General features: G+C 48.4%; 24 protein-coding genes. 22 read left to right on the forward strand and 2 right to left on the reverse strand.

Annotated features, from left to right (window positions below; translation table 11 throughout):
• From ACTHRY_RS04250 to ACTHRY_RS04260, 3 genes are all read left to right on the forward strand, one after another.
• Positions 1-711 (forward strand): hypothetical protein, encoded by a 711-nt coding sequence (locus tag ACTHRY_RS04250; RefSeq protein WP_440374070.1) that lies wholly within the window; start codon positions 1-3, stop codon positions 709-711.
• A 101-nt stretch (positions 712-812) separates the two neighbouring features.
• Positions 813-2,513, forward strand: a complete 1,701-nt coding sequence (gene recJ, locus ACTHRY_RS04255; RefSeq protein WP_440374071.1) for a single-stranded-DNA-specific exonuclease RecJ — start codon at positions 813-815, stop codon at positions 2,511-2,513.
• 17 nt (positions 2,514-2,530) lie between these two features.
• Entirely contained in the window at positions 2,531-3,466 is a 936-nt protein-coding gene (locus tag ACTHRY_RS04260) for a DMT family transporter (protein ID WP_049322715.1), read from the forward strand.
• A gap of 94 nt (positions 3,467-3,560) precedes the next feature.
• On the opposite strand, the gene ACTHRY_RS04265 is transcribed toward ACTHRY_RS04260, so the two are convergent.
• On the reverse strand, positions 3,561-5,042 hold the full coding sequence (locus ACTHRY_RS04265) for an aldehyde dehydrogenase family protein (RefSeq protein WP_049322716.1): 1,482 nt from the start codon (positions 5,040-5,042) through the stop codon (positions 3,561-3,563).
• Between the two features lie 352 nt (positions 5,043-5,394).
• Here ACTHRY_RS04265 and adhP point away from each other — a divergent pair, with 352 nt between their 5' ends.
• Positions 5,395-6,438, forward strand: coding sequence for an alcohol dehydrogenase AdhP (adhP, locus tag ACTHRY_RS04270; protein ID WP_079453675.1), 1,044 nt, complete (start codon positions 5,395-5,397; stop codon positions 6,436-6,438).
• A gap of 66 nt (positions 6,439-6,504) precedes the next feature.
• Here adhP and ACTHRY_RS04275 read toward each other — a convergent pair whose 3' ends face one another.
• Positions 6,505-7,428 carry an RluA family pseudouridine synthase gene (locus ACTHRY_RS04275; protein ID WP_049322717.1) on the reverse strand — a complete coding sequence of 308 codons (924 nt, stop codon included), beginning with the start codon at positions 7,426-7,428 and terminating at the stop codon, positions 6,505-6,507.
• 239 nt (positions 7,429-7,667) lie between these two features.
• On the opposite strand from ACTHRY_RS04275, the gene ACTHRY_RS04280 reads away from it, so the two are divergent.
• The 18 genes from ACTHRY_RS04280 to recN all read left to right on the forward strand — a co-directional run bounded on the left by ACTHRY_RS04280 (position 7,668) and on the right by recN (position 23,668).
• Positions 7,668-8,327: a hypothetical protein gene (locus ACTHRY_RS04280; RefSeq protein ID WP_239662099.1), complete on the forward strand. Its 660-nt coding sequence runs from the start codon at positions 7,668-7,670 to the stop codon at positions 8,325-8,327.
• 312 nt (positions 8,328-8,639) lie between these two features.
• On the forward strand, positions 8,640-9,101 hold the full coding sequence (locus tag ACTHRY_RS04285) for a hypothetical protein (RefSeq protein ID WP_152691279.1): 462 nt from the start codon (positions 8,640-8,642) through the stop codon (positions 9,099-9,101).
• The gene (locus tag ACTHRY_RS04290) at positions 9,101-10,036 is read left to right on the forward strand and encodes a DUF6973 domain-containing protein (protein WP_049322719.1); all 936 of its coding nucleotides are present in this window, start codon (positions 9,101-9,103) and stop codon (positions 10,034-10,036) included. Before ACTHRY_RS04285 ends, ACTHRY_RS04290 begins: the two co-directional genes overlap by 1 nt.
• A 173-nt stretch (positions 10,037-10,209) precedes the next feature.
• Complete coding sequence (gene hisS, locus ACTHRY_RS04295) at positions 10,210-11,505, forward strand: histidine--tRNA ligase (protein WP_049322756.1); 1,296 nt, start codon at positions 10,210-10,212, stop codon at positions 11,503-11,505.
• Positions 11,506-12,135, forward strand: coding sequence for a YfgM family protein (locus tag ACTHRY_RS04300; RefSeq protein ID WP_049322720.1), 630 nt, complete (start codon positions 11,506-11,508; stop codon positions 12,133-12,135).
• Between the two features lie 141 nt (positions 12,136-12,276).
• Positions 12,277-13,734: a ribosome biogenesis GTPase Der gene (gene der / locus ACTHRY_RS04305; RefSeq protein WP_036491802.1), complete on the forward strand. Its 1,458-nt coding sequence runs from the start codon at positions 12,277-12,279 to the stop codon at positions 13,732-13,734.
• Positions 13,735-14,028: 294 nt separating this feature from the next.
• Positions 14,029-14,325, forward strand: coding sequence for an RNA chaperone Hfq (hfq, locus tag ACTHRY_RS04310; RefSeq protein ID WP_036493792.1), 297 nt, complete (start codon positions 14,029-14,031; stop codon positions 14,323-14,325).
• Positions 14,326-14,403: 78 nt separating this feature from the next.
• Positions 14,404-14,973 (forward strand): tRNA (mnm(5)s(2)U34)-methyltransferase, encoded by a 570-nt coding sequence (locus ACTHRY_RS04315; protein ID WP_049322721.1) that lies wholly within the window; start codon positions 14,404-14,406, stop codon positions 14,971-14,973.
• Between the two features lie 52 nt (positions 14,974-15,025).
• On the forward strand, positions 15,026-15,400 hold the full coding sequence (locus tag ACTHRY_RS04320) for a SirB2 family protein (RefSeq protein WP_036491806.1): 375 nt from the start codon (positions 15,026-15,028) through the stop codon (positions 15,398-15,400).
• 15 nt (positions 15,401-15,415) lie between these two features.
• Complete coding sequence (gene folK, locus ACTHRY_RS04325) at positions 15,416-15,904, forward strand: 2-amino-4-hydroxy-6-hydroxymethyldihydropteridine diphosphokinase (RefSeq protein WP_049322722.1); 489 nt, start codon at positions 15,416-15,418, stop codon at positions 15,902-15,904.
• Positions 15,905-16,001: 97 nt separating this feature from the next.
• On the forward strand, positions 16,002-16,637 hold the full coding sequence (locus ACTHRY_RS04330; RefSeq protein WP_049322723.1) for a deoxynucleoside kinase: 636 nt from the start codon (positions 16,002-16,004) through the stop codon (positions 16,635-16,637).
• A gap of 36 nt (positions 16,638-16,673) precedes the next feature.
• Complete coding sequence (locus ACTHRY_RS04335; RefSeq protein WP_049322724.1) at positions 16,674-17,117, forward strand: peroxiredoxin; 444 nt, start codon at positions 16,674-16,676, stop codon at positions 17,115-17,117.
• 74 nt (positions 17,118-17,191) lie between these two features.
• On the forward strand, positions 17,192-18,070 hold the full coding sequence (xerD, locus tag ACTHRY_RS04340; protein WP_053088381.1) for a site-specific tyrosine recombinase XerD: 879 nt from the start codon (positions 17,192-17,194) through the stop codon (positions 18,068-18,070).
• A 227-nt stretch (positions 18,071-18,297) separates the two neighbouring features.
• Positions 18,298-18,498 (forward strand): (2Fe-2S)-binding protein, encoded by a 201-nt coding sequence (locus ACTHRY_RS04345; RefSeq protein ID WP_003681978.1) that lies wholly within the window; start codon positions 18,298-18,300, stop codon positions 18,496-18,498.
• A gap of 130 nt (positions 18,499-18,628) precedes the next feature.
• On the forward strand, positions 18,629-18,862 hold the full coding sequence (locus tag ACTHRY_RS04350; RefSeq protein WP_049322726.1) for a glutaredoxin family protein: 234 nt from the start codon (positions 18,629-18,631) through the stop codon (positions 18,860-18,862).
• A gap of 69 nt (positions 18,863-18,931) precedes the next feature.
• Positions 18,932-19,540, forward strand: a complete 609-nt coding sequence (gene scpB / locus ACTHRY_RS04355; RefSeq protein ID WP_049322727.1) for an SMC-Scp complex subunit ScpB — start codon at positions 18,932-18,934, stop codon at positions 19,538-19,540.
• 250 nt (positions 19,541-19,790) lie between these two features.
• Positions 19,791-21,806: a BCCT family transporter gene (locus ACTHRY_RS04360; protein WP_049322728.1), complete on the forward strand. Its 2,016-nt coding sequence runs from the start codon at positions 19,791-19,793 to the stop codon at positions 21,804-21,806.
• A 200-nt stretch (positions 21,807-22,006) separates the two neighbouring features.
• A complete protein-coding gene (gene recN / locus ACTHRY_RS04365; RefSeq protein ID WP_049322729.1) occupies positions 22,007-23,668 on the forward strand; it encodes a DNA repair protein RecN in 1,662 nt (553 codons plus the stop codon).
• Positions 23,669-23,670 lie beyond the last annotated feature (2 nt).

Genomic DNA, 23,670 nt, shown 5'->3' on the forward strand with positions numbered 1-23,670 from the left:
ATGAAATTTTGCCACTTTGTACCTGCTTTGTTAATCAGTGCACTAACCCTGAATGGTTGTACTGCCTTTCTTTGGGGAGGGAACAACCCGTTCCATAAAACCACAACCGAAAAAACCGTTGCCAAAGACAAGATTCACGCATTTGGCGTGGTTGCCAAAGACAATACGCAATTGGAAACAGGCAGCTTGGTCATGATGGGCAAAAAATATTGGTTTGTCGTTAATCCTAAAGATTCGGCCAAGTTGAAAGCGGTCTTGGATGTTAAATTGGACAAACAGTTTCAAATGGTTCAGCAAAACCCAAGATATGCGTATGAGGCTTTGCCGGTCGAATTGAAATCCCCTGAAGCGCAAACTTTCCGTTCAAAATTCTGCCTGCGTTACGATACTCAAAAAGCTGCCGAGATTGCCAAGTTGAAACAGTTGGCGTTCAAGCCGGTCGAACTCGATGACGAAACTGTCTACACACGGTGTATTTCTGCCGAAGGTCATTATTATGCGACGCCGAAAAATGTTGCCGAAGACCGCCGTTTTGACACTGCCGTCCCGGTCAGAATTTATTATACGGAAACCAAAAAAAGCACAGACGTTCAGAAGTTGACGGAGAATATCCTGCAAACACCATTTACATTGGCTTTGGACGCAGTCGGCGCAGTGATAGCAGTCCCCTATGTCGTAGTCAGTGAAATTATCGATGCTTCACGCAAATAATATCCAAGGCCGTCTGAAAACGGATTGCAGGTTTCAGACGGCCTGGCCCTTAAAATAAACGCTTCAAAAAGATTAATTTTTTCTCTTTAAACCCACACACCATGTCTGTCAAAATCCAAACACGTTCCATTAATCCGACTGTTTTCAACGACTTGCTCACTGCCGGTACCGATCCTTTGATTGCGCGGCTGTGTGCTGCGCGTGATGTGCAAAGTCCGGCCGAGTTGGACGACAAGCTTGCAGCTCTTTTGCCGTATCAAACGCTGACAAACTGCGAAGCCGCCGCCGGCCGTTTGGCGGATGCGGTCGAGCGCAAGGAAAAAATCCTGATTGTCGCCGACTACGATGCCGACGGTGCAACGGCGTGTGCTGTCGGCATGAGCGGTTTGGCGGCGATGGGGGCAAAAGTAGATTTCCTTGTGCCCAACCGCTTTGAACACGGCTACGGCTTAACGCCCGAGCTAGCCGAAATCGCGGCAGAGCAAGGCGTGGATTTATTGGTAACGGTGGATAATGGTATCGCCAGCATTGCAGGCGTGGCGCGTGCGCAGGAGTTGGGTTTGGATGTGATTGTGACCGACCACCACCTGCCTGCCGAGACCGTGCCCGACTGCATCATCGTCAATCCGAACCAAAAAGGATGCGGCTTTCCCAGCAAAAGCTTGGCGGGCGTGGGCGTGATTTTTTATGTATTAATGGCTTTGCGTGCCGAACTGCGCCGCCGCAATTATTTTTCAGACGGCCTGAAAGAGCCGAATCTGGGCGAACTTTTGGATTTGGTCGCACTCGGTACCGTCGCCGACGTCGTCGCCCTCGACCACAACAACCGCATCCTTGTGTCGCAAGGTTTGAAACGGATGCGTTCGGGCAAAATGCGCCCCGGCATCCGCGCCTTGTTTGAAGTGGCGCGGCGCGATTGGCGCAAGGCTCAGCCGTTTGATATGGGCTTTGCGTTGGGACCGCGCATCAACGCGGCCGGACGGCTGGACGATATGTCGGTCGGCATTGCCTGTCTGTTGGCGCGAGATGATGCCGAAGCGCAGGAACTGGCGGCCCAGTTAAACAACCTCAATATCGAGCGTCGCGAAATCGAGCAGTCTATGCTGCAAGATGCGCTGAATGATTTTCCTGAAACCTTGCCTCCAGGGCAGACGACTTTGGTGGCGTATCGCGACGACTTTCATCAAGGCGTGGTCGGCATTGTTGCCAGCCGCCTCAAAGACCGTTTTTATCGTCCGACCATCGTGTTTGCGCCTGCCGACAACGGCGAAGTGCGCGGTTCGGGGCGTTCCATTCCCAACCTGCACCTGCGCGACGCTTTGGATTTGGTATCCAAACGCCACCCCGATTTGATTTTGAAATTCGGCGGACACGCAATGGCGGCGGGTTTGAGCATACTTGAACACAATATTCCCGCATTTCAGACGGCCTTTGAAGAAGCCGTGCGCGAGATGGTGTGCGAAGACGATTTGTCGCAAACCTTCATCACCGACGGCAGCCTGCCTGCCCGCGATATTACGCTGGAACAGGCGCAGAACCTTGCCCGGCACGTTTGGGGGCAGGGCTTTGCGCCGCCGAGTTTTACCGACGAATTTCACGTCATCCGCCAGCAGCCTTTGGGCGCGGAGGGCAAACACAAAAAAGTCTGGCTGCAAAAAGACGGCTACGAATTTGAAGCCATGTTCTGGCGTTGCAGCGAAGACATTCCCGAATACATCCGCACGGTGTACCGCCCCGTTGCCAACGAATGGCGGAATAATCTCGAATTGCAGCTTTATATCGACTACTGGGAAGCCGCGTAAATAAAGGCCGTCTGAAGATGAAGAAACAAAAAACTTGGCTTGGCTTTTCTTTGGCGCTGCTTGCCACCATGACTTGGGGATCGCTGCCGGTAGCGGCGCAACAGGCCTTAAAAGCCGTCGATGCGCCCACGCTGGTGTGGATACGCTTTTTAGTGGCTTCGCTGGTGTTGTTTGCGTTGTTGGGACTGACCGGCAAACTGCCGAGGCCGTCTGAATTTTCCAAGCAAACCTTATTTTTATTGGTGCTGGGCATTGTCGGCATTTCCGCCAACTTTGTGCTTGTTGCCATGGGTTTGCACTATATTTCGCCGACAACCACGCAGGTGTTGTGGCAGCTCTCGCCCTTTACCATGATTTTGGTCGGCGTTGGCGTGTTTAAAGAAGCCTTTACGCGCTGGCAAAAAATCGGCTTGATGCTTTTGCTGACGGGTTTGGTCATGTTTTTCAACGACAAATTCGGCGAACTTTTCAATTTGGGCAGCTACGCGGTCGGGGTAATCATGGCGGCTTCGGGCAGCATGATTTGGGTGTGCTACGGCGTGGCGCAAAAACTTTTGTCCAAACATTTCAATTCGCAACAAATCCTGCTCATGATTTATTTTTGCAGCAGCTTTGTTTTCCTGCCGTTTGCCGAACCGTCGCAAATCGCCCATATCGGCAATCCGTTTTTATGGGGCTGCTTTATTTATTGTTGCTTGAACACGCTGATCGGCTACGGTTCATTCGGCGAAGCGCTCAACCATTGGGACGCTTCAAAAGTCAGTATTGTTACCACGCTGATACCCGTATTTACCATGATATTTTCCACCATCGGCCATTATCTCGCCCCTGATTATTTTGCCGCTTCGGATATGAATATCGTCAGCTATGTGGGTGCCATGGTGGTTGTGGCAGGAGCCTTGCTGGCTGTGGCCGGAGAGAAAGTGATGGGGCTTTTTTTGAGAAAGATATGAAGCATTTATTGCGAAACGGAATAAACAAGGCCGTCTGAAACAGGTTTCAGACGGCCTTTATATTTTCTAAATCAGATTAATGTGAATTGCCGAATCAATAGAAGCCTTCGCGCTCTTCACGGGTGCTGATGTAGATGTTTTTCACTTGGGTGTAGGCGGCGAGCATCATTTTGTGGGTTTCGCGGCCGATACCTGAAGTTTTGTAGCCGCCAAACGGCGCGCCGGCAGGCAGGCGGTTGTAACAGTTCACCCAAACGCGGCCGGTTTCCAATGCATTGGAAACACGCAGGCAGCGGTTGATGTCGGTACTCCACACTGCGCCGCCCAAGCCGTATTCGCTGTCGTTGGCCATTTTGATGACTTCTTCTTCGGTTTTGAATTTAATCACGGTGGCAACCGGGCCGAAGATTTCTTCTTGGGCAACACGGGCTTCGTTGCTGCTGGCTTCAATCAAAGTAGGCTCGACAAATTCGCCTTTGCCCAATGCGCCTTCGATTTTTTTACCGCCGGTAATGATGCGGCAGCCTTCCTGTTCGCCGATTTTGACGTATTTCAAAATGGTCTCGAGTTGACCGGCGTTGACTTGCGAACCCATTTGGGTGTCGTCTTCCCAAGGCAGGCCGACTTTGATTTTTTTGAATTCTTCAGCCAAAGCATTGACGAATTTGTCGTAAATGCCTTCTTGTACAAAAATGCGCGAACCGGCGCAGCAGACTTGGCCTTGGTTGAACAAAATACCTTTTTGCGCGCCTTCGAGGGCTTTGTCGAAAGGCATATCGTCGAAGAAGATGTTGGCAGATTTGCCGCCCAATTCCAAAGTGGACGGAATCAGCAATTCGGCAGCGGCGATGCCGACGCGGCGGCCGACTTCGGTTGAGCCGGTAAAGGCCAGTTTGTTGAAGCCTTTGTGGTGCAGCATGTATTCGCCGGATTTGGAACCGCGGCCGGTAATCACGTTCAACACGCCTTTAGGCAGCAAGTGGTTGATTTTTTGAGCGAAGGACAACAGGCTCAATGAAGTGCTGGAAGAAGGGTGGATGACGATGGTACAACCTGCGGCCAATGCCGGAGCGATTTTCCATGCGGCCATCAAGAATGGGAAGTTCCAAGGAATGATTTGGCCGACAACGCCGATCGGTTCGCGCAAAACGATGGACAGGTCTTCGGCATCAAGTTGGGTTGCCGTGCCTTCTTCGCCGCGGATAACGCTGGCGAAATAGCGGAAATGATCGGAAGCCAAAGGCACGTCGGCGGCGCGGGTTTCGCGGATGGGTTTGCCGTTGTCCAAGGTTTCTTGCAGGGCGAACAATTCGGCGTTTTCGTCAATCACATCGGCGATTTTGTTTAAAATGGCCGCGCGTTCGGTAGTCGTGGTTTTACGCCATGTTTTGAACGCTTCTTGCGCAGCGGCCACGGCAGCATCGACATCGGCGTCGGTTGCGTCTGTGAACTTGGCCAACTCATCGCCATTGGCAGGGTTGTAAGAGGATAAAAGTTTGCCTTCGCTACCTTTCGTCCATTCGCCGTTGATTAAAAGACCATATTCTTTATCAAACACATTTAAATCTTTTGCCATAATGCTGTCTCCTTAATGAATGGGAAGGCGTGTTTCTGCGCCATAAAAACAGCTTATGCTTTTTTCTTTTTAGGTTCAAGTACTAAAAATGAGAATGTTCTCAAAATTTACGTTTGCAATGTTGTCTCATGTAGCAGGCCGTCTGAAAAATAAAGGATTTGATTGAAATGAAAGTGTATTTGTTAATATATTTAAAGATTCTATTTAAAGATTCGGACGGTTTGAATAGGATTTGTTATGGTATAACATCATAACTGATTGTTTTGAAAAAGATTATGGGTTGACGGTTTCGGACATGGGGAGTATTCTCATTTATGGCTAAACAGTTTTTCGACACTCTAGGAGACGCTCCATGAAAATGCATGCTGTGGTAGTAAACAAAGATGTAGCAGGTGATGTAGAAGTTGTTGAACGCGAACTGCGTCCGCTGGAATACGGTGAGGCGTTGGTGGAAGTTGAGTATTGCGGTGTGTGCCACACCGATTTGCACGTTGCGGCAGGCGATTACGGCGACAAACCGGGTCGCGTGTTGGGGCACGAAGGCATCGGTTTGGTTAAAGAAGTTGCCGACGGTGTGAAAAATCTGAAAGTTGGCGACCGTGTCAGCATCGCATGGCTGTTCCAAAGCTGCGGTTCTTGCGAATACTGCAATACCGGCCGTGAAACCTTGTGCCGTTCTGTATTGAACGCAGGCTATACTGCCGACGGCGGCATGGCGACCCACTGTATCGTGAGTGCAGATTATGCGGTCAAAGTCCCTGAAGGCTTGGATCCTGCGCAAGCTTCCAGCATTACTTGTGCCGGTGTAACCACTTATAAAGCCATTAAAGTTTCCGGCGTCCGTCCGGGCCAATGGATTGCAATTTACGGCGCAGGCGGTTTGGGCAACTTGGCGGTTCAATACGCGAAAAAAGTATTTGGCGCGCACGTTGTTGCCGTTGATGTCAACGATGAAAAACTGGCTTTTGCCAAAGAAACCGGTGCGGATTTGGTAATCAATGCCGCCAAGGAAGATGCGGCTCAAGTCATCCAAGAGAAAACCGGCGGCGCACACGCAGCTGTTGTCACAGCCGTATCTGCTGCTGCCTTCAATTCAGGCGTGAATTGCGTCCGCGCAGGCGGTCGTGTTGTTGCAGTCGGCTTGCCACCTGAGTCTATGGACTTGTCTATCCCACGCTTGGTATTGGACGGCATTGAAGTGGTCGGCTCTCTGGTCGGCACCCGCAAAGATTTGGAAGAAGCATTCCAATTCGGCGCAGAAGGTTTGGTTGTGCCTAAAGTCGAATTGCGTGCTTTGGATGAAGCGCCTGCCATCTTCCAAGAAATGCGCGAAGGTAAAATTACCGGCCGTATGGTGATTGATATGAACAAAGAGTGCAGCTGCATTCATCACTAATCAGATTTTGTGACAAAAAGGCCGTCTGAACAATTTCAGACGGCCTTTTTTATTGGATTGGATAACTTAAAGCGCAAAACCGCTTTCAAATACGCGTATTTCTCCGCTGACAGGATCGGTAAACTCAATTCTTTTGGCCAGGAGTTTTAAAGGTTTGTCGTAGTCTTCCTCTCCGGCCGCCAATGGGGTAGGGTAAAGCGCATCGTTCATCAGCGGCATGTTCAAACTCATCATATGCACGCGCAGCTGGTGTTTCTTCCCGGTATGCGGCGTGAGGCGGTAGAGGCTGAATGCGCCGCGGTTTTCGATAAGCTCGATGGTCGTATGGGCGTTGGGTTCGCCTTCCGTTTCACGCGTGAGGAAGAATTTTTCGCTGCGTTCCATTCGTGATGAAATATGCAGAGGATAGTCCAAATCCGTCCGCGTCGGCGCTACCGCTTCATAAGTTTTTTGGACGGTTTTTTCTTGGAACATGGTCTGATAATCGCGACGCGTGGCAGGGTTGAGCGAAAGCAGCATAACGCCTGCTGTATCTTTGTCCAAACGATGAATCGGCGTAATGTCTTCAACATTCAAATGTTGCAATTCAGGCCGCAAACGCAGGCGCGTGAGCAGCGTTTCCCGCAAAAATCTGCCGCTGGGGATGACGGGCAGAAAATGCGGTTTGTCCACCACAAGCAAATGCTCGTCAATATGCAAAATCTTTTCTTCAAACGGAATACGCGGCTCGCTCTCACGGCTGGTTTCACGGTAATAAAACATCGTCTTGCCGGGTTCGAACAAAGTATTTTCATCAAACGGCACGCCATCCGCGCCCACCACAAAACCGCTGTTCAGCCGCCGCCGCCAGTTTTCTTCACCGACAAAGGGAAAATGAGCGCATAGAAAATGCAGCAGCGGCAAGCCGTAAAACTGTTTTTCATGTGGCAAAACCAGGTAGCTGGGTTTGACACCGTCTAAAAGGGGGAGGGGATTGGTACGTTTTTTCATGCGGCGGATTGTACTCGGTTTTTAGGATTTTTTCAGATGGTGTTCCGGATGAAGAAGATGCGCAGGTTGTCATTTATGTCTGATGTTTATATGGTTTATCGAACATAAGCGCTTGTACAGCGTGGAAAGTTGCCGTTTGCATGTCTGTAAGTCTGCCTATACATCACTTCCGCTATAATTAAGGCCGTCTGAAATCTGTTTTTTAGACGGCCTTTTACCGTCCCAAGAAGGGTAACCCGATGAAGCCGATGACCGCATTAATGACCGCCGCCGTATTTTCAGCCTTAAGCCTGAATGCCTGTGGCGGTTCGGAGAAAAGCATGAGTATCCAAGAGCAGACCGAAGCAAGATTTCAATTGAACCCCAATCCCAAGCAGGCATACCGCCTTAGAATTAAGATTAACGACGCACCAGGTCCGTTGAAATTGACGGAGAAATTTGGGATTGACTATAAAGCCGAAAACTGTTCTTATGTTATTAATCATATTGAGGGTGCAACTGCGAATCCTGAAAAAGATGTAGAAACACCAGTTCGTCAGCTTGGAGAGTTTGAATATGAAACTGTGATTTATGTAGATGCAGTGATGGATGAAGATTATTTTGGTGAAGGTGTTTGTCATTGGAAACCGCAAGGATTCGGCGTGGCTTTCAAGGCAACAGGAAATATTGAAGAAACCAAATTCAATTTTGGGGATTTTTTAGATACTCTGATGGAGAGAAAAACGTTGACTAAGTATTATTGGAAGGGAAGTTATCCCTATGCGAGGAATGAGGACGGTTCTATTTTCATACGAAGTGATGAAGTTGGATTCACTGATTGGGGAGAGCCTTTGGACAAATTCCCCATTGAAAGACGAAAGAATTTATTTAGTATTACTCTTACACTTGAGGAAATTTAATTATGAGTGGCATTATTAAACAACAACAGGCTGATCTTGCGGTAGATGCTTATCAACCTCGACAAATAACCAAACTGACGAAACTATTAACATAGGAGGTAATCACTACAAAGTCTTGGCCGTCCGCAACAATCCTGTAACAGACTACCAAGGCACGGTGTACCGAGATGTCCGAACCAATGAAATTGTCGTTGCCCACCGAGGAACGGCAAACGTTACGGATGGTATCATCGATCTTGCGATGGTGATCAACAGTGTCAACTATCAGGCTGCTGAATCGAAAAAACAATGTCTATATTGTCAAGAACAGTTATGAAATATTTTAAAAATCTGTCAACTAAAAAGTTGTTATCTTTTTTCTCATTATTTGTGCTTTCCAGTTGCACCCCTTCTTCCGTAATCAGTGATGAGGATTGGAAAAAAGCTGAAAACACTCCCCTGCCGTTTTCTTATATTGCACCTAATGCACACTACATATGTATCCAAAGTTCATACCAACCTTATGAGGATTTTATTTCTTCAAACCATCTGCCACATATTCCCGAAAAAGAGTTTTCTATGCTGACACAGGACGGACAGGAAATTTGGTGGTTGTTTTCGACTGACGGAAAAGTACAGGAAAAACGGTTTAATGGAGGGAAATATCCTAAAATTTCTCAAAATCAAAGTTTTTGTGCCAATTTACAAAATGCTTGTCTGTTTGTTGACAAAAGGTCGTCTGAAAAGCGGTATGAAATTCGTTCGTGTATTAATTTGAAAAAGGAAAAAATTTGATGAGTGCTGAATATGCTTATGAAAAAAGCCATAGTCCTGTTAATGATTTTTTTACAGGGCATGTGGCAAGTGCTGCTATTAATGAAAGTGTAGGTTCTCATTTGCCTGGCCGCAGTGATGGACCTGCTGATGCGTATCGACATGTTTTGCTTTCTGCCGAGTTGACTCGTCGTTATGGAGAAAATTATGCACGGTTTATTTTATCTGCACATGAATTTACAGGAAATATGCAGGATCAGACTAAAGAAGCCAATGAGATGGATGTGCATAATAATGAACTAGGTATCAAAATTGGAAACAGATTACGCCAGCAAAGAGGAGGCAGTTCTTGGGAGGACGTGGTAATAGAAGCAAGAAAAACCATTGTTCCCAATGATCCAAATGGAAATAACGCTCGGTGGCTGCCACAAGATAAGTGGAAAGTAAATCCCAAATTGGATGGTAAAGAGCTTCCTGTCGGGCATAAAGATGTTAATTGGCCTGTAAATTGGAAACCAGGGGCATATTCCAAATATCCCATTCCACATTTAGAAGATTATGATACTCATCATGATCAACATTCTTCACTATCGCCTTTAGAAATGGAAATTCTAGGACAGTATTATCCTAACCTTGTTGCTTCGGGCGGTTATATAAAAAACACCTTTTATCAGTATGATAATGAGAATGAATGGGTCGATATTACTAAACCCTTAGCCAAAAACACCTCTACCGAAGAATTCCGTGAATACGGTTTTGCAGCCTTGCTGTCGGATGACGATAACAAAAGGTATGCCGCTTTGGATAGCATGCTGGATTCTAATGTCGGACGCGGTTTGCAGCAAAACGCAGACAAGGTTTATGCCGTACAAGAAAGCGAACAGGAAATGGCGCGCTTGGCGGAAGAACAGGCACGGCAGGTTGATACGTCTGTGATGCGGATGGGCCGCGGTTAGGAAGGAGGATGGAATTGGTAAGAAAACAGTTAGATTGGATAGATAAGGGTGTTTAATTGATCAAAGGCCGTCTGAAATTTTCAGACGGCCTTTTGATTTGTTCTCAACCTCACAAACCCTTAAAAATCAGCTATAATGCCCAACTATTTGATTTTCGCTTATCCCATATTGAAATGGCACAAAAAATTCAATCTGTAAAAGGCATGAACGACCTTTTACCTGTCGAACAAAAAGATTTCAAACTGACGGCTGCGTTTTGGCAGGCGTTTGAAGATACGGTTAGCCGTTGGACACGCGCGTACGGCTATCAGCAAATCCGTACGCCGATTGTCGAGCAAACCGGTTTGTTTGTCCGCTCCATCGGTGAGGAAACCGATGTGGTCGGCAAGGAAATGTACACCTTCTCCGATTCAAACGATTCTTTGAGTTTGAGCCTGCGTCCTGAAGGTACGGCTTCTTGTCTGCGTGCGGTGGTCGAACACAACCTTCTGTACAACAGCCCGCAAAAGCTGTGGTATATGGGGCCGATGTTCCGCCGCGAGCGTCCGCAAAAAGGCCGTTATCGTCAGTTCCATCAGGTCGGTATCGAGGCTTTGGGTTTTGAGGGGCCGGATATTGATGCGGAAATCATCGCGATGTCTGCCGACTTATGGGAAAAATTAGGTATTCGCGAATACCTGACTTTGGAAATCAACAGCCTGGGCAACCGTGAGGAACGTGCGGCACACCGTGCAGCATTGGTTGAATATCTGACCCGCTATGAAGATAAGTTGGACGAAGACAGCAAACGCCGTCTGAAAACCAATCCTTTGCGCGTTTTGGATACGAAAAACCCTGATTTGCAGGAAATCTGCAATGCGGCGCCGCGTTTGGTGGATTACTTGGGTGAGGCTTCGCAAAACCACTATGCACGCTTCAAGGCGATGTTGGACGGTTTGGGTATTCAATATGTTGAAAATCCACGCTTGGTCCGCGGTTTGGATTATTACAATCAGACGGTTTTTGAGTGGACGACCGACAAACTCGGCGCGCAGGCGACTGTGTGCGGTGGCGGCCGTTACGACGGTTTGATTGAAGAGCTTGGCGGCAAGCCTGCGCCGTCTATCGGCTTTGCGATGGGTATTGAGCGCCTGCTGCTTTTGGTGAGCGAATACGGCTCGTTGGAAGTGAACGCTGCGCCTGATGTCTATGCAATGCACCAAGGCGAAGGTGCGGACTTGCAGGTGATGAAATACGCGCAAGCCTTACGCGCACAAGGTTTCAATGTGATGCAGCATTCCGGCTATCAAAGCTTGAAAGCGCAAATGAAAAAAGCAGACAACAGTGGCGCACGCTTTGCCCTGATTGTGGCTCAGGATGAGCTGGCAAACGGTACGGTTACCCTGAAAGATATGCAGGGCAAACACGAACAGAAAACCGTTGCCGCCGCTGATTTGACAGACACTTTACAACAATGGAAGAACGCATAAATGGCAGCCCATTTGGAAGAACAACAAGAGTTAGACAACTTTAAATATTTTTGGAAACGCACCGGCCGTTGGATCTTTGCCTTGCTGATCGTGGCGGCTTTGGGATATTTGGGTTACACCATTTACCAAGGCCAAAAAGCTTCAAAAGATCAGGAAGCCGCCGCCGTATTGGCGCAAATGGTGGAAAAGGCGCAGCAAAAAACCGACCCCAAAGCCATCAACGCCGATTTGGCCGAATTGCAAAAAAACTATCCTGATTCCATTTCGACAGCCCAAGCTACGTTGATGGTAGCGGCGACTGAGTTTGATGCCGGCCGTTATGATGTGGCGGAAGGTCATTTGAATTGGGTGCTGAAAAACCAAAACGCACCGCTGGTTCAAGCTTTGGCAGCGCAGCGTTTGGGCGTTGTCCTGTTGCAGCAGAAAAAATACGATGCTGCCATCAATGCCCTGAATACTCAGGTTGAGGCTGACTTCGAGCCTTTGATGCTGGAAACCAAAGGCGATGTTTACGTTGCCCAAAATAAAACAAAAGAAGCCGTACAAAGCTACGAAGCTGCTTTGAGCAAATTGCCGCAAACTGCCGTGGGCCGCGAATTGCTGCAAATGAAAATCGACAGCTTGAAATAAGTTTTTTTAAAATCAAGGCCGTCTGAAGTTGCCATGACTTTTCAGACGGCCTACACTTATCCTTATCAACCGTGTTTTTAAAACACCTGCTTGTGTTCCGCTCCCGATTTTAGGCGGCACTTGACACAGAAAGACTCAATCATGAAACCAACCATCGCGCTTGTCGGCCGCCCCAATGTCGGCAAATCTACTTTATTCAACCGTTTGACGCGCACCAAAGACGCGCTCGTGCATGACTTGCCCGGCCTGACGCGTGACCGCCACTACGGTCATGGCAAAGTCGGCAGCAAACCTTATTTGGTCATCGATACTGGCGGTTTTGAGCCGGTTGTGGACAGCGGCATTTTGCACGAAATGGCAAAACAGACTTTGCAGGCTGTCGATGAAGCCGATGCGGTTGTGTTTTTGGTGGACGGCCGTACCGGCTTGACCCCGCAAGACAAAATCATTGCCGACCGTTTGCGCCAAAGCCCGCGTCCTGTTTATTTGGCCGTGAATAAGGGCGAGGGCGGCAATAGGGCCGTGCTTGCCGCCGAGTTCTACGAACTTGCCCTGGGCGACCCTTATGTTATTTCAGGTGCGCACGGCGATGGCGTGTATTATCTGATTGAAGATATTTTGGAAACCTTCCCTGAGCCTGAAAAGGAAGAGGAAGAAGCGAAACATCCTGTTTTTGCTGTAATCGGCCGTCCAAATGTCGGTAAATCAACCTTGGTAAACGCCATCCTCGGCGAAGAGCGCGTGATTGCCTTCGATATGGCAGGCACGACGCGTGACAGTATCCATATCGATTTTGAACGCGACGGTAAACCGTTTACCATCATCGATACCGCAGGTGTACGCCGTCGCGGCAAAGTGGATGAGGCAGTGGAAAAGTTTTCCGTTATCAAAGCCATGCAGGCGGTTGAGGCGGCAAACGTTGCTGTTTTGGTGTTGGATGCGCAACAAGATATCGCCGACCAAGATGCGACGATTGCGGGTTTTGCTTTGGAAGCAGGCCGTGCCTTGGTGGTGGCGGTCAATAAATGGGACGGCATCAGCGAAGAGCGGCGCGAGCAAGTGAAACGAGATATCAACCGCAAACTGTATTTCCTTGATTTTGCTAAGTTCCACTTTATTTCTGCGTTGAAAGAACGCGGTATAGACGGTTTGTTTGAAAGCATTCAGGCTGCCTACAATGCGGCGATGATTAAAATGCCGACGCCGAAAATCACGCGCGTCCTGCAAAGCGCGATTGAACGTCAACAGCCGCCGCGCGCAGGTTTGGTGCGTCCGAAAATGCGTTATGCCCACCAAGGCGGCATGAATCCGCCGGTGATTGTGGTACACGGTAATTCGCTGCACGCCATTTCCGACAGCTACACGCGCTATCTGACCCAAACATTCCGCAAAGCCTTTAATCTGCAAGGCACGCCGCTCAGAATTCAATACAATGTTTCGGAAAACCCGTATGAAAATGCGGAAGACAAACCGAAGAAAAAACCGCTGCGCCGTGTCAGCCTGAGCAACCGTATCGAGAAACGCGAGGGCCGCAAGGAAGAGAAAAACCGCTTCAAGAAGAAAACCAAAGTCAGCGTGAAAAAACAATTCAGCAAATAAGCATAAAGGCCATCTGAACGATTTCAGACGGCCTTTTATGATGGAATGTAAGTTATTCATGTTTCATGATATTTATCGATTGGATTTGCCGGAATCAAAATACATAAAATCGGGATTGGGAAGGGGTGTGAAGATGAAAATGAAACAGTCGGTTTGTCGGGAATTTCCCTTATTGCTGGATTCCTAAACGGTGTGATAGAAAAAAATAGTTGGTAATTTATTCTATTCGGGGCTACAATCCCATCAAACGCCGATTTTGGCGTCTTTACAATCATAATAATGGAGCTCAAGAATATGACAGCTAAAGGACAAATGTTACAAGATCCTTTTTTGAATGCGTTGCGTAAAGAGCACGTTCCGGTTTCAATCTACTTGGTAAACGGCATCAAGCTGCAAGGCCAAGTGGAATCATTCGACCAGTACGTTGTTCTGCTGCGTAATACTTCCGTCACTCAAATGGTTTACAAACACGCTATCTCAACAATCGTTCCTGCACGCGCAGTCAGCCTGCAACACGAAAACAAACAACCTCAAGCCGCTGCCGCAGCTGCTCCGGTTCAAGTTGAGACTGTGCAGCAACCTGCCGAATAAATGATGTAACGCATTCCTGTTTTTCAATACCTTACCGCTTTTGCGGTAGGGTATTTTTATTTTCAGACGACCTTTATCATGCTGCTTGAAAACATTCTTCCCTTTGCACATTCCCTGTTACGACAAGCCTTAAAAGCAGGCGGCCGCGCTTTGGATGCGACGGCCGGAAATGGACATGATACTTTGCTGTTGGCGCAATTGGTTGGCGAAACGGGTAAGGTGTGGGCTTTTGATGTGCAATCTAAAGCACTGGCGCAGACTCAAGGCCGTCTGAAAGAAAACGGCGTAGATGGTTGGGTAGCCCTGATACATGACGGCCATGAAAACCTTTTATCTTATATCGACGAGCCTTTAGATGCCGCGGTATTTAATTTTGGTTGGCTGCCGGGCGGCGATAAAAGCTGTACGACTGAAGCGGCAAGCAGCATCCGTGCGCTGACGGATACTTTGGGTTTGCTGAAAGAGGGCGGGCTTGCCGTGGCGGTATTGTATCCGGGGCATGAAGCCGGCCGAATAGAGGCTGAGGCGATTGTGCAATGGGCGGAGGCTTTGCCGCAGGAAGCCTTTGCCGTGTTGCGCTATGGCTTTGTCAACCGCCGCAATGCGCCGCCCTATCTGCTGGCGGTTGAAAAGTTGCGTCAGAAATAGATGTTTGCGGTAAAATAGCCGCTTTCATTCCCTCTACCGACAAGAAACTGTTATGCAATACCTGTTCGTCAAATACAGCCACCAGATTTTTGTAACCATTACCATTTTGCTGTTTAATATCCGCTTTTTCATGCTTTGGCGTCATCCTGAAAAACCGTTGGCAGGCATTTGGAAAGCCATGCCGCATTTGAACGACACCATGTTGCTGTTTACCGGCTTGTGGCTGATGAAGATTACCCATTTTTCGCCGTTCAATGCGCCGTGGCTCGGCATGAAAATCCTGCTGTTGCTGGTTTATATTGTATTGGGCATGATTATGATGCGTTCGCGTCCGCGTTCGCCGAAATTTTATATCGTCTATATTTTGGCCATGTCGTGTGTTGCCACAATTGTTTTCCTTGCCAAAACCAAAACACTGCCGTTTTAAAAGAGGCCGTCTGAAATGTATCCGCATTTTGCCGTTATTGCTTTGGGCAGCAATCTTGCCAATCCTGCCGAACAGGTTCGCGCCGCTTTGGCCGAATTGGCCGCGCATCCGCATATCCGGCTCGAAAAGGCTTCTTCCCTGTATCTGACTGCGCCGGTCGGCTATGACAATCAGCCTGATTTTGTGAACGCCGTGTGTGCCGTGAAAACTTCATTGGACGGCGTAGCGCTGTTGGCAGAGTTAAACCGCATCGAGGCCGAATTTGGGCGCGAGCGTAGCTTCCGTAATGCGCCGCGCACTTTGGATTTGGACATCATCGATTTTGACGGTATCCGCAGCGATGACCCGCATCTGACCTTGCCGCATCCGCGCGCGCATGAGCGCAGTTTCGTGATGTTGCCGCTGGCTGAAATTCTTCCGGATTTTGCGTTGTGCGAGCATGGCCGTGCGGCTGATTTGGCTCAGGCTTTGGGCGGGCAGGGGATTCGCCTGTTAAAAGAATAAGGGCCGTCTGAAAAACAGGCTGAAACAAGAAAGGGCGTGTTGGACACGCCTTTTTTGCTATAAAATATTGTTGGGAAACACATTACAAAGAGTTACTATGAATCCTCGTTATATTGTTGTCGAAGGCGCCATCGGTAGCGGCAAGACTGCTTTGAGCCGCCGCTTGGCAGAGCATTTCAGCGCGTTGCTGTTGTCGGAGAATCCGGATCACAATCCGTTTCTCATGAAGTTTTACAGCAATGTTTCCAATAATGGCTTGGCTGCCGAGCTTTTCTTCCTGACGCGCCGCGCTGAAAGCGTGAATATTATTGAAGATCAATGCGCGCAAGGTGGAATGGTTGTGGCTGATTTTCTGCCGGAAAAAGACCGCATTTTTACGCCCATCGTTTTGAATGATGACGAGCGGCAGCTTTTTGCCGATATAAAGCAACGCATTTTGCCGCAATACGCGGAACCCGATGTGGTAATTTATCTGCAAACCGCCGTCGAAAACAACCGCAAACGCCTGCAAAAACGTCAAGAGGGTATCATCAGCTTGTTTCCCGAAGGCTATTTGGGACGGGTGCATGACGAATACAGCCATTTCTTCCATTTGTATCAAAGCGCGCCTTTGCTGACCGTCAATGCCGATGAGTTGGATTTGGCCGGCAATGACGACCACTTCCAGCTTTTGTTGCGCGTATTGGAAGATTTTCAAGGTACGCGCAGTTATTTGAATTTAAGCGAAAAATAAACGCAGGCTAGGTTTAGGCCGTCTGAAAGGAATAATATGTCAAAATATCAATTCACACTCCCATCTTCTTCCGGCAGCGATTTTAACTCCGACGAACATTTACCGTTGGTTGTCTATTTTTATCCTAAAGACAGCACGCCCGGATGTACCACCGAAGGCTTGGATTTCAATGCCCGATTGGAACAATTCAAAGCATTGGGCTATACCGTTGTCGGCATTTCGCGCGACGGCGTGAAATCGCATCAGAATTTCTGCGCCAAACAGGGCTTCCAGTTTGAATTGTTGAGCGACAAAGAAGAAACCGTCTGCAAACTGTTTGACGTGATCAAGCTGAAAAAGCTTTACGGCAAAGAATCCCTCGGCATTGAGCGCAGCACGTTTGTGCTGGACAAAAACGGCGAAATCGCCCATGAGTGGCGCAAAGTCAAAGTGGCCGGACACGCGCAGGAAGTTTTGGATACAATCTCTCAAGCCTCTTAATAGGGCTTTGAAAACCTAAGGCCGTCTGAACGGATGTAAAGCCATGCCGTTCAGACGGCCTTTCAATCAGTTTGATGAATATGGACGATTTAATAGACAAGTTGCTTGAATCCCTTTGGCTGCAAGACCGGCTCAGCCACAATACGCTGCAAAGTTACCGCCGTGATTTGGTCAAAATCGCTGCGCGTTTGGCCGAGGGCGGGCAGGATTGGTTGAGTGCCGATGAGTTTGCCCTGTCTGATGCCGTGTATGCGGAGGGGGAAAAAAACACGTCCCAAGCGCGGGCCTTGTCAGCTTGCAAGCGTATGTACGGCTGGTTGGAAGAGACAGGCCAAAGAGCAGACAATCCCACCCGTTTTCTCAAAGCGCCGAAATCGGAACGCAAACTGCCCACGCTGATTACTGAAGCCCAAATCGATGCGTTGCTGGCTGCACCGGATGTGGAAACGCCGCATGGACTGCGCGACAAAGCCTTGCTTGAAGTCATGTATGCAACAGGTTTGCGCGTGACCGAAGCTGTCAAATTGACGCTCAGCGATATCGATTTACATCGCGGCAGTATCCGTACCATAGGCAAAGGCGATAAATTGCGTCTGGTTCCGTTGGGACAGGAAGCGGCATATTGGGTGGAACGCTATTGCAACGAATCGCGCCCGTTGTTACTAAAAAACAAAATCTGCGACGAAGTGTTTGTCAGCCAGAAACGCAGCGGCATCAGCCGTCAGCTTGCATGGATGATAGTCAAAGAATATGCCGAAGCGGCCGGTATTGCTTCGCTCAGTCCGCACGGTTTGCGCCATGCTTTTGCCACACATTTGGTCAATCACGGCGTTGATTTGCGCTCGGTCCAGATGATGTTGGGACATTCCGACATCAATACCACGCAGATTTATACCCATGTGGCCAATATCCGTTTGAAAAACATGGTTGACGAACATCATTCCCGTTCATAAATAAAGGCGGCATCTCGAAGATGCCGCCTTTTGTTATCGTGGCCGTCTGAACGGTTGTAAAGTTTACTATTTATAAAATAACAATCAAAATACAAATTTGCATAGAAAAATTTCAAAACAAAAGGACAGCGCCAATATTGCAATGCAAACCGTTTTTATTTATATTTACGTTCAAGAATAAATCCTACTCTCAATTACAGAGGGTAACAAAATTATTGGAGCACATCATGTTTGTCTGCATCTGCAACGCCATTACTGACCACGACATCAAAGAGACCATCGCCGCCGGTGCAACCACCATGAGCGATTTGCAGGCTCAATTGGGCGTGGCAACTTGTTGCGGTTGCTGCGGCGAATTGGCTGCATCGTTTCTGACTGCGAGCAGTGCCCAAAATACCGTGACTGCCGGTATCAACGTTCAGTCTTAATTCAGAATACACATAAAGGCCGTCTGAAGGCGTTATCTCACGCCTATTCAGACGGCCTTTGTCATGCCTGTATGGTTTGGCGGCATTTTGCTATACAATGGCCGCTTTTGTCCCTCCGAGAGTAACCATCATGAAACTAACCTTGATGTTTCGGGAATATTGCAGCCTGTGCCACAAAATGCGCGAACAATTAAAGCCTTATCAGGAGCAGTTCGGATTTGGGCTGGATATTGTTGATGTTGATGAAGATCCGGTTTTAGAGGAAAAGTACAATGAGCTGGTGCCTGTTTTGCTGGATAGCGATACCGAAATCTGCCATTGGTTTTTGGACGAAGAAAAACTGAAAGCGCATTTGAGCGCGTAACAAACCATTGACCATATTGCCTTTCAGACGGCCTTCGGCTGTTTATGCCGTCTGAACCTTGATTTTATTATGACTGAAAAACTTTCTCCCGATGCGCTGATTGAAGCGGCGCTGTTGACGCAAGTCGAACCCTTAAACGAAAAAGCCATGCGCGAATTGTGCGTGCCGCCGTTGTCGCAAGACAAGCTGATTGATGTGTTGGCGCAATTGAAGGCTCGCTGGCAGGATAGGGCTTTGCAATTGGTGCATACCCATGAGGGCTGGCGTTTTCAAATTGCCCAAGCCGCATTTGAACGGCTGGGCAGCCTGCAAGAGCAGAGCGCGCCACGTTATTCCCGCGCCGTGATGGAAACGCTGGCGATTATTGCCTATCAGCAACCGGTAACGCGTGGCGATATCGAAGGCATACGCGGCGTGGCGGTGTCGCAAAATGTGATGCAAACCTTGCAGGATAGGGGCTGGATTGAAGTCATCGGCCACCGTGATTCTGTCGGCCGTCCGGCATTGTGGGCGACCACGGCAACATTCTTAAGCGATTTGCGCTTGGAAAGTTTGGAAGAATTGCCGCCGCTGACTGAATTGGGCGAGCTGGTGTTGCCTGATTTAATGGAAACGCCGCCGACAGGCGATGAGGAAGCTGAAGAAGCAGTCGAATCAGGAAGTAGATTGATTAATTGATTTAAATGTAAAGGCCGTCTGAAACAATCGTGTTTCAGACGGCCTTTATTGTTGTGTAACATTATGATTTTAAATAAAATTTTCGTTTAATTTTGTAACTTATTGATTTTGTGATATAATTTAAAAATTATTAGAATAAATATCTCTCATTCTGTAATAGTTTGAGAAGGCATACGGAAACGTTTCCCTCTTTATCAATCGGCAGCCCGTTTGTTCTTCAAATATGCGCTGTATCAACTACGGAACCGATATGAAATTCAAACAATTCATTCAAAACAAATCTTCTTTCAACCCAAGCGTGGTCGGTATTACGCTTTTCTTCGTCCTTTTGCTTTTGTCAGCTGCTTTGGTTTGGCCTCAAAATACTGAAGCTTTGTTAAATGCAATGAAGCAGTTTATCTTTCAAAATGTCAGCTGGTTTTATATTCTGACTTTCTCTGTATTCCTTATTTTCTTATTGGCGCTTCCCATCAGCAGCCTCGGCAGTATCAGGTTGGGTACAAACGAGGACGAACCTGAGTTTTCGTTTTTATCATGGTTGGCTATGCTGTTTGCAGCCGGTATGGGCGTGGGCTTGATGTTTTTCGGGGTGGCCGAGCCTTTATCGCATTTCTCTTCCCCGATTGCCAAAGGCAATGCGCAAGAGGCGATTCTGCATACGGTGTTCCACTGGGGGATTCATGCCTGGGCAATCTACGGAATCATTGCGCTTGCCTTGGCGTATTTCGGTTTCCGCTATAAATTGCCGCTGGCGTTGCGCTCCTGTTTTTATCCGATTTTAAAAGACAAAATCAACGGCAAAATGGGCGATGCCATCGATGTGATGGCTTTGATTGCGACTTTGTTCGGTATTATCACAACCTTGGGCTTTGGCGCGACACAAATGGGTTCCGGTTTGCTGAAGATGGGCTGGGTGCAGGACAACAGCTATGTCTTGCAGGTCGGCATCATCGTCGTTGTGATGGCGGTTGCCATATTTTCCGCAACTTCGGGCGTGGGCAAAGGCGTCAAAATTTTGAGTGAAACCAACTTGGTATTGGCACTGGCTTTGATGCTGTTTGTCTTGTTGAGTATGCCGACGACGTATTTGATTTTTGCATTCAGCGACAATTTGGGCACTTATTTGAGTAACTTCGTTTCGTTCAGCTTTAAGTCATATACCTACGAGCCTGAGCATACAAAATGGTTTACCGGCTGGACGGTGTTGTATTGGGCTTGGTGGTGTTCGTGGTCGCCTTTTGTCGGTTTGTTCATTGCCCGAATTTCACGAGGCAGGACCATCCGCGAATTTATTTTTGGCGTATTGGCAGTGCCTAGCCTGATGAGTATTTTGTGGTTTACTGTATTTGGCAATTCGGCCTTGTGGCTGGACACGCATGTGGCAAACGGCGCGTTGTCTGCCTTGACCAACGAGCCTGAAAAACTGTTGTTTGCCTTTTTGAATTATTTGCCATGGCCGGTTGTCAGCAGCTTGGTGGCATTGCTGGTGATTGCGCTGTTTTTTATCACTTCTGCCGACTCAGGCATTTATGTACTGAACAATATTGCTTCGCGCGATAAAGGGCTGGCTTCGCCCAAGTGGCAATCGGTTATGTGGGGGGTGTTGATTTCGGCTGTGGCTATTGTGTTGTTGGGTGCCGGCGGTTTGCCTATTTTGCAAACCATGACCCTGATTGCGTCTCTGCCGTTTGCGGTGTTGATGATTTTTATGATGGTTTCTTTGTGGAAAGCCCTGAACAACGATGCCAACTATTTTGCAACCGCCGTCAATCCGAGCAGTATTTTCTGGTCGGGCGATCATTGGAGGGAACGCCTTGGCCAAATGATGAATCAGACGCAGGAAGTCGATATCATCAAATTTATGAAAAATACGGCGCTTCCGGCAATGCAGGAATTGAAAAACGAATTGACTCAAAAATACAATATGGACGTAGAAATCCGTTGTCTGTTGCAACAGGATGAGCCGTCGGTGGAGCTGGTGGTGCATAAAGGGACGGTAAGGGATTTTGTCTATGGGATTAAATCCGTAAAGCGGGAAATTACCGACCAGTTGATTCGTGAAGACAGCCTGCCTCATTTCAAATATGCGGCAACGTTCATACCGTTGACGTATTTCTCGGATGGGCGCGATGGATACGATGTGCAATATATGACGCAAAAAGAATTGATTGCCGATATGCTCAAGCAGTATGAGCGTTATCTGAACCTGCTTGCCGGAGTAGGGCAGGAATTGATGGGGCATGAACAAGTAGAACTGGCAGAATAAAGCAAATTTAGGCCGTCTGAACATGTAGCAATATTCAGACGGCCTTTTTATTGCCTGCTTAAAAAAATAATTTGTTTAAAATAAATATCTTAGATAAACCATAAGAAAAATCTGATTCAAACTACAAAAAATCTTAGTTATAATCAGCATATCTAAAGCTATTCCGCATAAGCGCGGGTGATTTACTAAGGAATACTACAATGCTGTTGGCACTTTCTTTGCGTGATTTTGTCATTGTTGAAAACCTGAATCTTGATTTTCAAAACGGCTTTACCGTTTTAACGGGCGAAACCGGTGCAGGCAAATCGATTACTCTGGATGCAATCGGCCTGTTGCTGGGCGATAAAGCCGATTACAGCCAAGTGCGCAACGGCGCCAAAGAAGCGCAGTTGTCGGCTTTGTTTGACATCAGCGGTTTGCCCGAACTGAAAGTGCAGCTGCAGGAGCAAGGCCTTTTGGAAGAAGATGCCGAAGAGCTCAGCATCCGCCGTATTATCGATGCCAAGGGCAAAAGCCGCAGTTATATCAATAACCAAGCGGCAACGCTGGCGCAGCTGAAAGCCATCGGCGAGCAGTTAATCGATATTCACGGCCAAAATGCCCATCACTCATTGAATCAAGAATCTGCGCAACGCGAGTTGTTGGATGCGTTTGCCGGCAGCAAAGAGCAGGCGGAAACGGTCAAGCAGCTTTATCAAAATTGGGTCAATGCGAAAAAGGCACTGCAAGAAGCGCAAGAGCAGGCAGAAACCATGGCCATCGAACGCGAGCGTTTGGAATGGCAGTTTAATGAATTAAACCAATTGGAGCTCAAACCCAACGAATGGGAAACCTTAAGCCAAAGCCACGACAGCCTGGCGCATTCGGCCGAGTTGCTGCAAACCGCCGAGCAGGTGGGCGACAGTATAGACGGCGACAACGGCATCCAACGTCAAATCTACCAATGCCAAAAACTGCTGGGCAATCTGCAAAACATTGAGCCGCGCTTTGCCGAAAGCCTGAATATGTTGGCAAGTATTGAAGCCGAGTTGGGGGAAATCAGTGCCAATATGCGCGATGTGGCCGGTCGCAGCGATATCGATCCGAATGAATTGGCCGCACAAGAAAGCCGTATGGGCGAATTGATGAGCATGGCGCGCAAATACCGCATTGAGCCGGAAGAGTTGCCGCAAAAGTTGGCGGAAATTGACGAGCGCCTGCAAAACCTGCAAGCGGCTGCCGATTTGGAAGCCTTGGAAAATACGGTTGCGCGCAATCTTGCCGAATACCACGAAGCCGCGCATATCCTCTCCGCCATGCGCCATCAGGCGGCCGGCCGTTTGGGCGAAGAAACAACCGAGCATATGCAGCATTTGGCCATGAAGGGCGCACGTTTTAACATCGTCTTGTTGCCGTCTTCGCCGACCGCGCATGGTCTGGAGCAGGTGCAATTCCAAGTGGCGGCAAATAAAGGCAATCCGTCCCGTCCTTTGAACAAAGTGGCTTCCGGCGGCGAGTTGGCGCGTATCAGCTTGGCTTTGCAAGTGGTTGCCAGCCAATACACGCAAGTGCCGACATTGATTTTTGACGAAGTGGATACCGGTATCGGTGGCGGTGTCGCCGAAATGGTCGGTAAAGCTTTGCGTGCCTTGGGTAAAAAACATCAAGTTCTAGCGGTAACCCATCTTCCCCAAGTCGCCTCTTGTGGTGAAAACCATTGGCAGGTGCGCAAACATAGTGAAGGCGAACAAACCGTCAGCGAAATCAGCGTATTGGATCATCATCAGCGCATTGAGGAAATCGCGCGTATGCTGGGCGGCGAAATCATTACCGATACCACACGCAGCCATGCTGCCGAACTCTTACATCTGGCCGCCGCCTAAAA

Source organism: Neisseria sp. P0004.S004 (assembly GCF_051963335.1).
Taxonomy (GTDB): domain Bacteria; phylum Pseudomonadota; class Gammaproteobacteria; order Burkholderiales; family Neisseriaceae; genus Neisseria.